This is a genomic window from Amycolatopsis speibonae (assembly GCF_042647925.1).
GTDB classification, from domain to species: domain Bacteria; phylum Actinomycetota; class Actinomycetes; order Mycobacteriales; family Pseudonocardiaceae; genus Amycolatopsis; species Amycolatopsis speibonae.
Window position 1 is genome coordinate 1 of record NZ_JBHRWK010000074.1, and the last position, 14,307, is coordinate 14,307.

At 68.9% G+C, this 14,307-nt stretch carries 18 protein-coding genes; 12 read left to right on the top strand and 6 right to left on the bottom strand.

Annotated features, from left to right (window positions below):
• Positions 1-84 precede the first annotated feature (84 nt).
• Together ACFOSH_RS35540 and ACFOSH_RS35545 are read left to right on the top strand one after the other, a co-directional pair.
• Positions 85-573 (top strand): hypothetical protein, encoded by a 489-nt coding sequence (locus ACFOSH_RS35540; protein ID WP_378244596.1) that lies wholly within the window; start codon positions 85-87, stop codon positions 571-573.
• Between the two features lie 29 nt (positions 574-602).
• A complete protein-coding gene (locus ACFOSH_RS35545; protein WP_378244598.1) occupies positions 603-1,268 on the top strand; it encodes an HAD family hydrolase in 666 nt (221 codons plus the stop codon).
• Positions 1,269-1,445: 177 nt separating this feature from the next.
• Here ACFOSH_RS35545 and ACFOSH_RS35550 read toward each other — a convergent pair whose 3' ends face one another.
• Positions 1,446-2,357 carry a LysR family transcriptional regulator gene (locus ACFOSH_RS35550; protein ID WP_378244600.1) on the bottom strand — a complete coding sequence of 304 codons (912 nt, stop codon included), beginning with the start codon at positions 2,355-2,357 and terminating at the stop codon, positions 1,446-1,448.
• 130 nt (positions 2,358-2,487) lie between these two features.
• On the opposite strand from ACFOSH_RS35550, the gene ACFOSH_RS35555 reads away from it, so the two are divergent.
• The 9 genes from ACFOSH_RS35555 to ACFOSH_RS35595 all read left to right on the top strand — a co-directional run bounded on the left by ACFOSH_RS35555 (position 2,488) and on the right by ACFOSH_RS35595 (position 9,043).
• Positions 2,488-3,039 (top strand): dihydrofolate reductase family protein, encoded by a 552-nt coding sequence (locus ACFOSH_RS35555; protein ID WP_378244602.1) that lies wholly within the window; start codon positions 2,488-2,490, stop codon positions 3,037-3,039.
• Positions 3,040-3,120: 81 nt separating this feature from the next.
• The gene (locus tag ACFOSH_RS35560) at positions 3,121-4,056 is read left to right on the top strand and encodes an NADP-dependent oxidoreductase (protein ID WP_378244604.1); all 936 of its coding nucleotides are present in this window, start codon (positions 3,121-3,123) and stop codon (positions 4,054-4,056) included.
• A 27-nt stretch (positions 4,057-4,083) separates the two neighbouring features.
• Positions 4,084-4,725 (top strand): Type 1 glutamine amidotransferase-like domain-containing protein, encoded by a 642-nt coding sequence (locus ACFOSH_RS35565; protein ID WP_378244606.1) that lies wholly within the window; start codon positions 4,084-4,086, stop codon positions 4,723-4,725.
• A gap of 22 nt (positions 4,726-4,747) precedes the next feature.
• On the top strand, positions 4,748-5,191 hold the full coding sequence (locus ACFOSH_RS35570; RefSeq protein WP_378244608.1) for a carboxymuconolactone decarboxylase family protein: 444 nt from the start codon (positions 4,748-4,750) through the stop codon (positions 5,189-5,191).
• Between the two features lie 49 nt (positions 5,192-5,240).
• Positions 5,241-6,146, top strand: a complete 906-nt coding sequence (locus ACFOSH_RS35575; protein WP_378244610.1) for an NAD-dependent epimerase/dehydratase family protein — start codon at positions 5,241-5,243, stop codon at positions 6,144-6,146.
• Between the two features lie 43 nt (positions 6,147-6,189).
• Positions 6,190-6,372 (top strand): hypothetical protein, encoded by a 183-nt coding sequence (locus ACFOSH_RS35580; RefSeq protein WP_378244612.1) that lies wholly within the window; start codon positions 6,190-6,192, stop codon positions 6,370-6,372.
• Between the two features lie 236 nt (positions 6,373-6,608).
• Positions 6,609-7,793, top strand: a complete 1,185-nt coding sequence (locus ACFOSH_RS35585; RefSeq protein ID WP_378244614.1) for a glycosyltransferase family 4 protein — start codon at positions 6,609-6,611, stop codon at positions 7,791-7,793.
• A gap of 18 nt (positions 7,794-7,811) precedes the next feature.
• Positions 7,812-8,579, top strand: coding sequence for a class II aldolase/adducin family protein (locus ACFOSH_RS35590; RefSeq protein WP_378244616.1), 768 nt, complete (start codon positions 7,812-7,814; stop codon positions 8,577-8,579).
• Between the two features lie 35 nt (positions 8,580-8,614).
• Entirely contained in the window at positions 8,615-9,043 is a 429-nt protein-coding gene (locus tag ACFOSH_RS35595) for an NUDIX domain-containing protein (protein ID WP_378244618.1), read from the top strand.
• Here the strand turns inward: ACFOSH_RS35595 and ACFOSH_RS35600 are convergent.
• Positions 9,001-10,074, bottom strand: coding sequence for a class I SAM-dependent methyltransferase (locus ACFOSH_RS35600; protein ID WP_378244620.1), 1,074 nt, complete (start codon positions 10,072-10,074; stop codon positions 9,001-9,003). The genes ACFOSH_RS35595 and ACFOSH_RS35600 overlap by 43 nt on opposite strands.
• 304 nt (positions 10,075-10,378) lie before the next feature.
• On the opposite strand from ACFOSH_RS35600, the gene ACFOSH_RS35605 reads away from it, so the two are divergent.
• A complete protein-coding gene (locus ACFOSH_RS35605; RefSeq protein WP_378244622.1) occupies positions 10,379-11,161 on the top strand; it encodes an AfsR/SARP family transcriptional regulator in 783 nt (260 codons plus the stop codon).
• Here the strand turns inward: ACFOSH_RS35605 and ACFOSH_RS35610 are convergent.
• The 4 genes from ACFOSH_RS35610 to ACFOSH_RS35625 are packed head-to-tail and all read right to left on the bottom strand — an operon-like array spanning position 11,083 to position 14,299.
• Positions 11,083-12,333: an MFS transporter gene (locus tag ACFOSH_RS35610; RefSeq protein WP_378244624.1), complete on the bottom strand. Its 1,251-nt coding sequence runs from the start codon at positions 12,331-12,333 to the stop codon at positions 11,083-11,085. The genes ACFOSH_RS35605 and ACFOSH_RS35610 overlap by 79 nt on opposite strands.
• Positions 12,323-13,027, bottom strand: a complete 705-nt coding sequence (locus ACFOSH_RS35615) for an HAD family hydrolase (RefSeq protein ID WP_378244626.1) — start codon at positions 13,025-13,027, stop codon at positions 12,323-12,325. Before ACFOSH_RS35615 ends, ACFOSH_RS35610 begins: the two co-directional genes overlap by 11 nt.
• A complete protein-coding gene (locus ACFOSH_RS35620; protein ID WP_378244628.1) occupies positions 13,024-13,536 on the bottom strand; it encodes an NUDIX domain-containing protein in 513 nt (170 codons plus the stop codon). The genes ACFOSH_RS35615 and ACFOSH_RS35620 overlap by 4 nt, the downstream gene beginning before the upstream one ends.
• Positions 13,529-14,299: a class II aldolase/adducin family protein gene (locus tag ACFOSH_RS35625; protein WP_378244630.1), complete on the bottom strand. Its 771-nt coding sequence runs from the start codon at positions 14,297-14,299 to the stop codon at positions 13,529-13,531. The genes ACFOSH_RS35620 and ACFOSH_RS35625 overlap by 8 nt, the downstream gene beginning before the upstream one ends.
• Positions 14,300-14,307: the final 8 nt, after the last annotated feature.

The window sequence follows — 14,307 nt, forward strand, 5'->3', positions numbered from 1 at the left end:
TCCTCCAAGTCGACAACCCCCGCGCCACCGTCGCACTGGTCGAGAACACCCTGCACTGAAAGAGGAATTCGACGCTCCCCCCTCGTGCCCGCCGCCGACCGCGAGGTCGTCTGGGACGACGGGACCCTGCTCCTGACCGGCTCACGAAGATCGACGCTGCTCGACGTCAACTGCGTCGTCCGGGTCGATTCCGGTCAGCGAGCGCACCGCTGGGCGTGGAACCTGCTCGGCGCGGTCTGGCTCGACACCGCCGACACCCAGCGGATCCGCACCGTGGCGGTCTACTTCGCCCACCACGGCATCCTGCTCACCTGCCTGTCGACCATCTCGCCGAGCTGGCCTTGCGCGGCGCCGATCCCGCCGCCGCTCGGGCGCGGTTCGCCACCCTGGCCCAGGAGCGCCGCGACGAGGACTACGCGCACAGACTCCGCTGGCGAACGACCCCGACCACACCGGCCCACCAGGCCGCCGCGAACCACTGACGCAGACGTCGCACAGAACTCCTTCGCCCACGGTTCGATGTGGTCGCCGAACGGACAAATCCGCCGACGTGCGACGAACCGTCACGGTTAGAGCACGACGACCGCGGGTAGCCATCAACTGTGGCCGACTCCCCTATCGCCGTCCTCGACATCGACGGAACGCTCATCGACTCCAACTATCACCACGCGCTCGCCTGGTCCCGGGCACTGCGCCGAGTCGGCGAGACCCACCCGGTGTGGCGGCTGCACCGCCTGATCGGCATGGGCGGGGATCAACTCGTCACCGCCCTCGGCGGGGAGAACCTGGAACGACGGGTCGGCGACCGCGCGCGGGAACTACAAGGTGAGGAAACCGACAAGCTCCTCGAGGAAATGGCAACGCTGCCCGGTGCCCGCGACCTGCTGCACGCCATCAAGGAGCGCGGCCATCGGCTCGTCCTGGCAAGCTCCGGTCAGCAGCGCCACGTCGACGTCTACCTCGACAAACTCGACGCGCGCGACATCGTCGACGACTGGACCACCAGCGCCGACGTCGAGAACTCCAAACCGGCACCCGACCTGCTGCACGTGGCGCTGCGGAAAATCGGCGCACCACCCGACGCGCCCGCCGTCCTGATCGGCGACTCCGTCTGGGACGTCAAAGCCGCACGCGCAGCAGGGATGCCGGCCATCGTCGTCCGCTCCGGAGGGTTCGGAGACGACGAACTCCTCGAAGCCGGCGCCACCGCCCTCTACGACACCCCCGGCGACCTCGCGAAAGCCTTGGACGACACCCCTCTCGCGTGAGAACCCGGGAAAGCGACCGACAACCACTCCAGTCCAGGCCGCGAATCTTCTGGCCCCTCGATCGTCCGCCACGCGTGCACCCCATCGATGTCCTGAGTGGACAGTGCCCGGTGGAGAGCGGACGCCGGCTCCATGGACAAAAGACCGTCCAGCCCGCGGCGTGGGCACGGCGCCCCGTCAGTGGCGGATGGCGAGGTAGACCCGGGCGGCGACGTCCTGGGCGGCCTGGTTGAAGGCGTGGATCTGGGGTGCGGTGTTGGTGCGCAGCCAGGTCGGCGCCCACTCCAGGGGCGGCGCGTCGCTGATCGGGAGATACACGACGCCGGGCCGCGCGTAGAACCGTGACACCTGCGCGCCCATCACGAAAGCGCCTTCCCCCGCGCCGATCAGCGCCAGGGCTTCCTGCAGTGTTTCGAAATGCGGTCCCGGTTCGATCGGGTCGCCGCCGGGCGTGTGGTCCGGCGTGCGATCCGCGCGCCAGTAAGCCGGGAACGCTTCGGCCACCTGCAGCATTTTGACCGCGGCGAGGTCTTCCAGCGAAATGGTGTCGCGGCGGGCGAGCGGGTGCCGGGCGGACACCCCCAGCACCCTCGTCTCGGAGAACAGGACCTCGCCGGTGACCATGTCGGGTTCGTCGTGCGGCAGGCTCACGACCAGCAGGTCGGTATCGCCCGCGCGCAGCCGCTGAAGGCCGTCGACGATCTGCACTTCCCGCGACTGGGCGCGCCAGCCGGGGTGACGCCGGTCGAACAGCTGGGCCGCCTGGACCATGAGCTGTCCCGCGGCGGCGCCGAGGAAGCCGACCCGCAGCACACCGTGGACGCCGCGCGCGGCGTCGGTCGCCTTCCGGAGCCCTGCCACGATCAGGTCGTAGGCGGGGCGCAGATCGTCGTACAGCCGTTGCCCCGCTTCGGTGAGGGCGACATGACGGCTGGTGCGTTCGAACAGCGGCGTCCCGATCTGGCGTTCGAGCTTCTTGATCGTCTGGCTGATCCGCGCGGTGGTCACGTGCAGGCGGTCGGCGGTGCGGCCGAAGTGCAACTCCTCGCCCAGCGTCAGGAACGCTTCCAGTTCAAGCCGCTCCAGCACATGCGCCTCCGGACGTTAACCCCACCTTAATGACTGTTGCACTATGTCACCTTGTTGGCGGATCAAGCCCCCTAAAGACTGAATGAGACAGCATCACTTGGTGTCACCGACTCTCACTCAAGGACTCTCTGTGGGCAAGATTGTTTCGCTCGTCTACCTGTCGCTGGACGGGGTGATGGAGAAGCCGACCTGGACCGGGCCGTACTTCAGCGCCGAGCACGCCAAGTTCGCCTACGGCCAGTTGTTCTCCAGCGACGCACTGCTGCTTGGCCGCGTCACCTATGAGGGCATGGCCGCCGCCTGGCCGCATATGGAAGAGTCCGACGGCGACTTCGCCGTCCGGATGAACACCCTCCCCAAGTACGTCGTGTCGACCACCCTGGAAACCGCCGAGTGGAACAACACCACCGTCGTGCGAGGTGATCTGGCCGCCGAGATCTTCGAGCTCAAGGCGCGCTACACCGGCGACATCCTCGTCTACGCCAGCGGTGTCCTGGTGAACTCCCTGATCGAACTCGGCCTTCTCGACGAACTGAAACTCTGGCTGCATCCCGTGATCGTCGGAAGCGGCAAACGCCTGTTCCCCACGGGCATCCATTCGACCTCCTGGCGTCTCGCGACGACGGCGGCCTTCAGCTCCGGAACGATGGTCCTGGACTACCGGCCCATCGGCCGCGAGTAAGCCCTCCCCTGTTTTCCCTGCCGGGCGGACGCTTTCGCCATCCCAGGCCTCCCTTCATCGAGCGACAAGGACTGTTCATTCATGCGTGCCATCGGCCAGGATTCGTTCGGCGGTCCGGACGTGCTGAAGATCGTCGAGGTGCCGCGCCCGGTACCCGGCCCCGCCGAGGTGCTGGTGCGGGTGCGTGCCGCCGGGGTCAACCCGACCGATTGGTGGCACCGGGCCACCGGCGGGCTGGCGGGCGACGTCCCGATCCGGCTGGGCTGGGACGTGTCCGGCGTGGTCGAGGCCGTCGGGCCGGGGGTGACCCTGTTCCGGCCCGGCGACGAGGTCTTCGGCGTACCGCGCCAGCCCGCGCCCGCGGGGACCTACGCCGAGTACGTGACCTCCCCGGCGCGGCACCTCGCTGCCACACCGGCCGGACTTTCCCCGGTGGAGGCCGCCGCGCTCCCCCTGGCCGCGCTCACCGCGTGGCAGGCCCTGGTCGACACGGCCGGCATCCGGCAAGGCAGCCGCGTGCTGATCCACGCCGCGGCGGGCGGCGTCGGGCATCTGGCCGTCCAGATCGCCAAGGCGCGCGGCGCCCAGGTCTTCGGCACCGCTCGCACCGCCAACCACGACTTCGTGAAAAGCCTCGGCGCCGACGAGGTCATCGACTACACCCGAACCGATTTCACCACCGCCGCCCGCTCCATGGACGTCGTGCTCGACACCATCGGCGGCGACTACGGACCCCGCTCCCTGCGGACCTTGGGCCAGGGTGGCGTCGTCGTCTCGCTCGCCTCACCCGCCGAGGCGAAGCTGGCGGACGAGGCCCGGTCTCTCGGACTCCGTTCCGTCTTCATGATCACCGAAGCCGACCGGTCGGGGATGCGGGAGATCGCCGCCCTCGCCGGAGCCGGGCGGCTGCGGGTCCGCGTCGACACCGTCTTGCCGTTGGCGCAGGCGGCCAAGGCCCACGAAATCGGCGAAGCGGGCCATACCGCCGGAAAGATCGTCCTCACCGTCTCCGCCTGACCCTTGCCTCCTCACGAAAGCAGACCCATGCGTCTATTCCTTTCCTCCTGGAAACTCGGGGATGCCCCCGAACTTCTGGACGGCCTCGTCGGCGACGTCCGGACCGCGGCCGTCATCGGCAACGCGCTGGACGCCCTCCCCGGCACGGCGCGACGGCAGGCCACCGGCCGTGAAGTCGCGCTGCTTCGCGACCGCGGCTACTCGGTGTCCGAAGTGGACTTACGAGACCATTTCGATGCCTCGCAAGGACTCGCGGAGCATCTGGCCGGTTTCGGGGTCGTCTGGGTCCACGGCGGCAACCCGTTCGTCCTACGGCTGGCGATGGCCCTCAGCGGCGCCGACGGGATCCTGCCCGGCCTGCTGCGGCGCGACGCTGTCGTCTACGCGGGCTGGAGCGCGGGTGCCTGCGTCCTGTCGCCCAGCCTGCACGGCCTCGAACTCGTCGACGACCCCGCGGACACCGTCACCGCCTACGGCAGGCAGGCGATCCGGGAAGGGCTCGGTCTCTTGGACTACGCCTTCGTCCCCCACTACCGCTCGCCGATCCCCGAGAGCGAGCCCATCGAGCGCGTCGTCGAGCGCTACGACCGCGAAGGAGTTCCGTACCGCACCTTCCGCGACGGCGAGGTCACCATCGTCGACCAGCCGTCGACCCCCGCGAACCGCTGACACCTCAACGAAAGAGAGAACCATGAACGCCGTACGACTCCCCGTCGACAAGCTGGCACCGCACATCAACCGCGCGCTCAACTCGCTCGACGCGGCCTCCCGCAAGGTCAGCCTGGAGCCCGCGCTGCTGGAACTGGTGCGGGCACGCGCTTCCCAGCTCAACGGCTGCGCCTACTGCGTCGACATGCACACCAAGGACGCGCGCACCGGTGGTGAGACCGAGCAGCGGCTGTACGCGCTGCCGGTGTGGCGCGAGACACCGTTCTTCACCGACCGTGAACGGGCGGCACTCGAGCTGACCGAGGCGGCGACCCGGCTCGTCGACGGCCCGGTCACCGACGAGGTGTTCGGCCGGGCGACCGCCGAGTTCACCGAAGTCGAGCTCAGCGAGCTGATCTGGACCATCACCGTGATCAACGCCTGGAACCGGCTCGGCGCCACCGCCCGGCCCTGGCCGCTGGACTGACGGCCGCCGCCGCTCCCCTCCCCACGCCTACCGGATCGGAAAACATCACATGCGCGTCTTCATCACCGGGACCACCGGCTACATCGGGGGTTCGGTCGCCGACCTGCTCCTGCGCTCAGGGCATCGGGTCGACGGTCTCGTCCGTAGCGAGGACAAGGCTCGCGAGCTGGAGCGGCGCGGCATCAACCCCGTCATCGGCACGCTCGACGACGCCGCACTGCTGACCGCGCGCGCCCGCGAGGCCGACGCCGTCGTCAACGCCGCCAGCAGCGATCATCGGGGTGCCGTCGAGGCACTCGTCGAAGGGCTGGCAGGCACCGGCCGTCCGCTGGTGCACACCAGCGGGTCCACCGTCGTCAGCACCGACTCGCGCGGCGCCGTCGCCGACGAGGTGTACACCGAGGAGGCCATCGCACCCGGCTCAGGCTGGAGACCCATCGAAAAGAAGGTCGCCCGTGTCGCACTCGACCGGTTCGTACTGGACGCGGCGAGCCGCGACGTGCGCTCGGTGGTGCTGTGCAACTCCCTCATCTACGGGCACGGCCGGGGCATGTCCCGCGACAGCCTGCAAGTCCCCGTCCTCGCCAGGCAGGCGCGCGAAAGCGGGGTCGCCCGTTATGTCGGGGAGGGCCGCAACATCTGGTCGACCGTGCATATCGACGACCTGACCGACCTCTACCTCCGTGCGCTCACCGACGCCCCGGCCGGATCGTTCTACTTCGTCGAAAACGGCGAAGCGTCGTTCCGCGACATCGCCACCGCGATCGCCCGGAAGTTCGGCCTCGGTCCCGCCGAGGCGTGGGACACCGACACCGCCGTCGCCCACTGGGGAGAAGAACTCACCTTGTACGTTCTCGCCTCCAACAGCCGGATCCGAGGCCGCGCCTCCGCCGCACTCGGCTGGCGTCCGGCGCACGCCTCCGTCTTGGACTGGGTCCGGGACGATCTCGACTGACGTGTCGCGCGGGCCGTTTCCGGTCAGGTAGTGAGTGTTCAGCGTGGGCTGGATCTTCACCACGCTCGGCATGCTGGTACGTAAACCGGAGTCGATCACGAACACCAGCATGATGTTGCTGTTCCCGCTCAGCTTCATCAGCAACATCTTCACCACGCCGGAGACCATGTCTGGCTGGATGGCGGCGATCGTGCGGGTGAACCCGTCGTGGTGTTCGGCTCGCTGACCATGCTGTTCTACCGCCGGAAGAGCTGACGTCGGCAGCAGGTCGGTGACCGGGCTCGGCGAGGCTCGCCGGGACGTTTCCCGACCTGGCCGATCACGGCCGCCGATTCGGCCGTCCGCCGGCCTTCGGCGACGCGATCGACACCGCTTTCCGCTGGTCTCGCGCGGGGCCGAATTGTAGGATCTTTGTGGCGTTCGCGTGGGACTGCTGTGGATCCGGTTGGCAGAGTGAGCCCAATGGCCACTCGATGGGTTCCGCGATCACCGGCGAGCCAAGCGCCTTTGCGGCGTGTGGTGCTGACCTGGCTGACGACGGCGTCCGGCGGCGCGGAGCGATCGACAGTCGAACTGGCCCAGGGGCTTCGTGCGCTCCTGGGGATCGAGGTCGTCGTCATCTGGTGGGACGGCGCCGGCGCCCCCGCGCCCGTTCCGCGAGGTGTCCGGGTCCGGCAGGTCGCGGATCACGACGCCTACGAACGGACGCTGTGCGCCGAACTCGGTGAGGATCCGGCCGGAACGGTGCTCATCGGGGCGCACCGGACGGCGATGGTCGACATCGTCGCGGCGGAGTCGTTCGCCGTTCCGGTCGTCTCGGTACTGCGGGGAATCCTGGTGGCGGACCAGCGCCTGCGCACCGTCGATCCCCGGTCGCGGCGGCTGGTCCCCCGGCTCCCCGGCGAACTCGACTGGGACGTGCTCTCCCGCGCGAGCCGCTGGGTCGGTGTCAGCCGGGCCGCGACGAGCAGCATCCGGGAACTGGCCGCGAAACCGGTCGACGCGATCACCATTCACAACGCCGTCCACCTCGGCTTGTACCGGAGACCACGGAATCCGTCTTCGCCACGCAGGTTCGCGGTGGTCGCCCGAACCGAGCCGTGGAAACTGATCGACAGGGTGATCCGGGCTTTCGCACTGCTGCCGGACGATCTCGCCGCGCACACGCGGCTCGACATCTACGGGACCGGTTCGGCGCTACCGGAGCTGCGGCGACTTGCCGACGGGCTCCGTCCCGGCCGCGACATCCGCTTCCGGGGCGAGGTCCCGGATCACCGTTGGCTGGCCGCCACCGACGTCCTCGTCGCCGCGTGCGACATCGAAGGTTTCGGCCGTTCCGTGCTCGAAGCGGGTGGTGCCGGGATCCCGCAGATCGTGCCGGATCGAGGCGGCAGCACCGAACTCGTGATATCGGGCGTCACCGGCCTCGCCTATTCCGCCGACGATCCCGCCGGACTCGCCTCCGCGCTGGCCGAAGCCGCCGGATGGACGGCGAGCAGGCTCGATGCCCTGGGCTGCCGCGCCCGGCTCAACGCCCGATCGTTCTCCCAGACCCGCTGTTTCCTCGCCTACGCCCGGCTCGCGCGAGAGGTTCGCGCGGGGAACCGGAACCTCCCGCAGCTGCCGGTACCCGACCGGACGGCATAGATCGAAAGGATCACCAGAATGGGTCACGAAGCCGAACGCAACCACATCATCCGGGCCGTCAGCGACATGACCCGCTGGGGGACCCTGGACCCGGCAGGCGGTTCGGTCAGCGTCCGGGCAGGCACCGGGAACATCGTCAGCACCACCGCGAGTTCCGCGTTCGTCCGGTGGGACATCACCGCCCGCAACCTGATGGTCTACGGACCCGAAGGCGCGATCGTCGAACGCGCCACGGATCTCGCGCCCCCGGACGCGCCACTGCATCTGGCGATCTACCGGGAATTCCCCGGGTGCAACGCGATCGTGCACTCCCACGCGCCGTACAGCCTGGCGTTCGCCTCGCTCGGGCTCGGTGTGCCTTCCTGCACGAACAAGCTCGACACGATGGGCGAGGTGCCCTGCTTCTCCTCCGATGATCCCTCGGTCAAGGAAGACGTTCTCGCCGGACGGGTGACCATCGACGTCGCCGAATGCATGGGATCGCGCCCGGACGTGATCGCGGGCTACGTTCTCACGGTGAACCCGCAGATGCTGGAGCATTTTGGCCCCCGTGCCGCCGAACTGGACCGGCACGGCCTCGGCTTCGTGGTCTACCGGCACGGTGTCTTCGTCTTCGCCCGTCACCTGGACGAGGCTGTCGAGAACCTGACGCGGATCGAGGTCAGCGCCCGGACGGCGTTGTTCCAGGCCACCCTGCACGGCGGGATCAGCGGGATCAAACCCGACGCGGTGCACCACCCCGGCGCCACCTGGTCGGACGGCGCGTACTCGGGCAGCAGCCGCTGAGCACGCGGCCGGGCACCAGAGGTGCGTCCGCGGGCATGCTCTTCGACGACCGCGGACGCATTCTCGTCGTCAAACCCACCTACAAACGGGGCTGGGGCCTGCCGGGCGGGGTCATCGAGGAGGGCGAGTCGCCGCTCGCGGCGTGCGAGCGGGAACTGCGTGAAGAACTCGGCATCGCCCCGGTGCTCGGCCCGCTCGCCGGGGTCGACTGGATACCGCCGCGGGACGGCCGCGACGACGCGAACGTGTTCGTCTTCGACGGCCGGATCCCGGACGAGCTGATCCCCGCGATCCGGCTCCCCGCCGACGAACTGTCGGACTGCCGGTTCGTCGACGCGCTCGGGTTCCGGGAACTGATGGCCCCGCATATCGCCCGGCGGATCGAGGCCTGCCGCCGGGCGCGCGACGCGGGTCGGGTGACCTATCTGGAATTCGGCCGCGAGATGCTGCCCGACGCGTTCTGATCCGCCGTCCCGCGGAAGGCGAGCCAGCCGAAACAACCGAACCAGAATTCACGCTCCAGCTCGAAACCCGCCGCACCGGCCTCGGCGATCACCTGCGCGCGGGTGCGCGGACGCGCGGCCGGACTTCTTTGCGCGTACCGGAGGTCGACCAGTTCCTGGTCATAACTTCCGGTGCGGAAATACGCCATCGCCAGGCACACCACACCGCCGGCCCGCACCAGCCGCGCCATGCTCTGCCACAGCGGCGCCGAATCCCGCAGATAATGATAGGCGCCGACCAGCATCGCACCGTCGAAACGCCGCGCCCCGGAAAGCGCGAGGGGTTGTTCCAGATCCCCTTGGACGACGCGGATCCGAGGGGTGTCGGCGGTCCGTTCGGCCGACACCCGGACGAAATCGGGACTGACCTCCACCCCGACGAACCGGCCCTGGCGTCCGCCGACCGCGTGGCGCGCGAGTTCCAGCAGCCCCAATCCTGTTCCGGAAGCGAGATCGAGCAAGTCGGCACCCGCGGAAACCAGGGTGCGCACCGCACGCAATCGCGCGTACCGATAGTACGGGAGCTGCATTCCCTGATCCCAGAGATCGGCGTTCGAGGCGTCGAAACCCGACAGCGCCTGTGCTTCCACACGGGTCAGCGATGCCACGACGCGACCGAAACTCCCGCTGTACCCGAGTTCCCGGTAACTCGATTTTCCGGTGGCCAGCCGGATCAGCTCGTCGTCGATCGATCGCGGTGGAACATAATCGGTCACAGCGGCAAACCGCGCGGGCCGATCGCCGACGCGACGGACCGCTCCGCACCTGTTCAGCGCTTCGAGAAGCAGTTCGGCCACCACCGTCTTTCCCGGTACGACCCCGTGCCGGGCCGCGAATTGCGCGACGGTCGCCGGGCTCCCGAGTTCGCCCAGTACCCCGTTCTCCAAGGCCGCGCGATAGACGAACTCGTATCCGGATCGCCGGTATTCCATATAAGCGGCCGCCATCCGATCCGGTGGGATCCGCAGGAGTTCCTCATCGGCGAAGTTCATGACACACCCTTCCGCGAAGAAGATTTCGCAATGAATAGCCCCGATGGTCAGCTTACGTCACTTCGAACACTCCGGAAATGCATTCCAAACCCGGATTCCGGGTATGCTCGGCGAGGAAGTACCGACTGCGCCCCCGCTCGCGGCTCGGCTCGCGGTCAAGGCCCATTCGGCTGAAAACGGTAGTTCGGGCGCGTTGCACGAATCCCGACGTTGTGACACTCTTAATAAAAGTGTCACTTCGTGAACGTGCAGTCGTCAGTCCGATCCCCAGGGCGGATCCCGGGGGCAATGGGGGGCATGACCAATGGATTTCCGTGTTCTGGGTCCCATCGAAGCCGGCCCGACAGCCCAGGTAAGCGGCCTCGGTACGCCGAAGCAACGAGCACTGCTGAGCGTATTACTGCTCAATGCCAACCATATCGTCTCGGTGAACCGGCTCACCGGAATGCTGTGGGACGGCCCGGCTCCACGCTCGGCGACAGCGAACGTCTACAGCTATGTCGCCGGTGTCCGCCGACTGCTCGATTCCGCCGGCGACGCCGGGCGGGACAGGCTGATCACGAGGATGCCCGGGTACCTGTTGCGTGTGCGCTCCGACGAACTCGACCTGTCCGTCTTCGACAGGCTCGCGACACAGGGCCGGGCCGCGCTGCGGCGATCCGAACACGAACTCGCCGCCGACTGTCTGAGCAGCGCTTTGGCTCTGTGGCGTGGAAAACCGCTCGAAGACGTCCGCGTCACCCCCGCGCTGGTGGCGCCCATCACCGCCTTGGAAGGACGCCGGATCGACGCACTGAACGACCTCGTCCAGGCACGGCTCCGGATGGGGCTGCACAAGGAGGTGGTGGGTGAACTGCGTGAGCTGGTCACGACTTCCCCGATCTCGGAACTCACCTGGTCCCAGTACATGGTCGCGCTGTACAGATCCGGGCGCAAAGGCGAGGCGCTGGGCGCGTATCTGGACGCGCGGCGGAATCTGGTCTCGCAGACCGGGGTGGAACCCTCCACCTACCTGCGCCGGGTCCACCAGGCCATCCTCGCCGACGCGCCGTCCACCGAAGTACTCGAACACTGCTGGCGGGACTGACCTGTCCGTTCGACCGTCACCGGCAGCAGCACCCCGCCGGCGAGCGGAGCGATCGCGATCACGGCGAACGCACTCGCGTATCCGGCTCTGCCGATGACCGCGCTCAGCACCACCGGACCGAGAGTGGTCACCAGGCTCTGCAACGTGTGCTGCACTCCCAGCGCCCGTCCCAGCCGGGCCCGTGCGGCGAATCCGGCGACGGCCGTGGAAGCCAGCCCATAGCCGGTGACCGTCGAGACGCAGGCGAAGAGCACCATCACCGTGCCCAGCCAGGTCCCGGTCATCGCGCCGATCACGACGAGCGCCAGCACGACGGCGTTGCCGAAGGCGAAGATCCGCATCAACCCCATCGGGGCGCCGAGGCGGTCCGCGAGGTGGCCGACCAGCGGCCGGGTGAGCACGGTGAGCAGGAGTGCCCCGCCGAGCAGCCATCCCGCCTGGACCGGTAGCCAGCCCCGATCGTCGACGAGATAGCTGACGCTGAACGTGAGCAGCGCCGACTGCGGCAGTATCAGCACCGCGCAGGCCCCGTAGATCCGTCGCCACGACGCCTTCCCTGACTCGACGGACACCGCGTCCGCCGGGGTCGCGTCCACCCGCGGCTGTCCGCCGAACAGCACCACCAGCACCGCGGCCAGCAGGCAGAGCCCGGCCATCCCGAGCCAGACGGCCGCCAGGCCGTGGCGGGCCGCGATCCCCGGCACGATCGCCGCCGCCACCGCCGAACTGAGCGGTGTCGCGGTCTGGGTCAGACCGAGGGCCAAGGCCCGCTGCCGGACGGGGAACCGCCGCACCACGGCCTGCCCGCTCGGCGCGTACACCGAGCTCGCGGTCATCCCGACGAGGGCGAATACGGCGAACAGGGCCGCGACGCCATCGGTGGCCGCGGCCACGCAGAGGAACAGAGCACACAGGGTCAGGCCGCACGCCATGGCGCACCGTTCACCGAAGCGGTCGGCGAACAGTCCCCAGCCCAGCATGGCCACGGTCAGCCCGCCGTTGGCGACCCCGACCAGCGCGCCCCCCAGTGCCAGCGACATCCCGGTCGTGGCACGCAAAGCGGGCAGCACCAAGGAGAGTTGAAACACCGCGGTGGCACCGACCGCCCAGGCGATCAGGCTCACCGCGAGCAGCACCCAGCGGCTCCGCGCGCGGACGTCGTCAGTGCCCATGAGCGCGCACCCACGCGGCCAGGTCGCCCAAGCCGCGCAGATGTTCGTGACTCCCCGGCGGATCGGGACAGTCACGATGCGGGTCGAGGTGCAGAGGACGGATGCCGGCGGCGAGCGCGCCGTCCACGTCGATCCGGGCGGTGTCACCGACGTAGACGGTCCGGTCCGGCTCGGCACCCAGTTCCCGCAGCGCGAGGTGGAAGATCCTGGGATCCGGTTTGGCGACGCCCACCACCGCGGAGTCGATCACGAGGGACACCGGGGTCCCGGCGCCCGGCCCCACCTGGCAGATGCCCGCCCGCCGCAGTTGCTCGGCCACCAACCCGACCGAATTGGACACCACTCCGAGTGAGACCGGCAACGAACTCAACGTGCGCAACGACTTCGCGGCGCCGGAGAGTTCGCGAGTCCATTTAGGACCGTCATAGGCGGTGGAGAGTTCGGCCATCACCCGCTCCGCCCGGTCGCCCTGGACCCCGCACGACCGGGCGAACGCCTTCAGGTACGACAAACGGTTCCGTGGCGGGAACCGGTCGTTCACCGCGGTGGCCGCGTAATGGGCGCGGTCGATCAGGGCCAGGTCGACCCGTGCCCCGGCGTCCCGCAGGCTCCGGAGCACAGCCTCGGCGTCGGGCATGATCAGTACACCCCCGGCGTCCAGCAGCACGGTGTCGACCGGTGCGCGGGGGTTCATTCCTTCGCCTCCCCGGAGTCGCCGTACCAGGCCGGTTTCGTGGATTCTTCGTAGTAGACCGTTTCACCGCCGAGATAGCCCTCGACGCACGAGCGGACCCGGCGTTCGGTGTGCGGTTCCACCTCCGGCAGATCCGACACCGGGAAGAAGCCGAATTCGGCGATCTCGCCGGGATCCGGCTCGATCGCCGCCCTGGCGGTCTCGGGCAGGCGGCCGGCGAACACGAACAGGTTGGAGGCCACCCGGCGTGGCCGGGGCGGGAACCACACCACCCCGACCAGCCGTTCGAGCACCGGGGTGAAGCCCAGTTCTTCCCGCACTTCGCGCACGCACGCCGTCATCGGGGACTCCTCGGCCTCGATCACGCCTCCCGGCAGGTCCCAGACCGGCTTGTACCCGGGCCGGACCAGGAGTACGCGGCCGGCGCCGTCGAGCTGCACCGCCCCGGCCGCGCCCCTGGTCCGGGCGAGTTGCGCGTAGTACGCGCTCTCGGCGGAGCCGTCAGACATCCGCGAGCTGCTGTTCGACGGCCAGTCCCGGTTTCGGGAAGAGCAGGTTGGGTTCGATCCCGGCCAGCCCGCCGCGCAGGATCGCCTGGAAGACCGCCGTCCGCGCGCTCATCTCGACCCTGGCCAGGTTCTCCACCGCCTCGGTCAGTCCACGGGCGAAGGTGAAGGCGCCATGGCGGTACAGGACGCACGCGAGGCCGTGCCGCTTGAGTTCGTCCGCCCGCGGCCCCAGCTTCTCCTTCAACTGCGGAATGAGCTGATAGGTGTCGACGGCCGCGATCTCCGGCCGCTGGGCGATGCCGTCGGGCAGCTTGACCTCGGGTCGCTCCGACTCGCCGCTGAGCACCCCGCCCTTGACCGCGGTGTCGTCGGCGATCAGGCAGGGCACCTCGCCCAGGGTGTCCAGCTGGTTGACGCAGGACGGGATGCCCATGCCCAGCGAGGCGAACGCGAGCACGTGGGCGCTGTGCGCGTGCACGATCGCACGGCAGTCCGGGAACATCTCGTAGGCGGCCATATGGATCAGCGCGCCCACCGGCGCCACTCCTCCGGTGCGTTCCCGCAGCTCGCCGGTCGCCGAGATCACCGTCATGTCGCGCGGTGTGACCTTCCAGCGCGCGAAGGCCGAACCCGTGGCGGTGACGACGATGTCGCCGTTGTCGGCCCGCACGCTCAGACCGCCGCCGGTAGTCTCGATCAACCCCCAGCGGGCCATGTCGTTGATGCTCTCCACCAGCAGCTGCCGCTCGGCTTCGTACAACATGTTCTCTC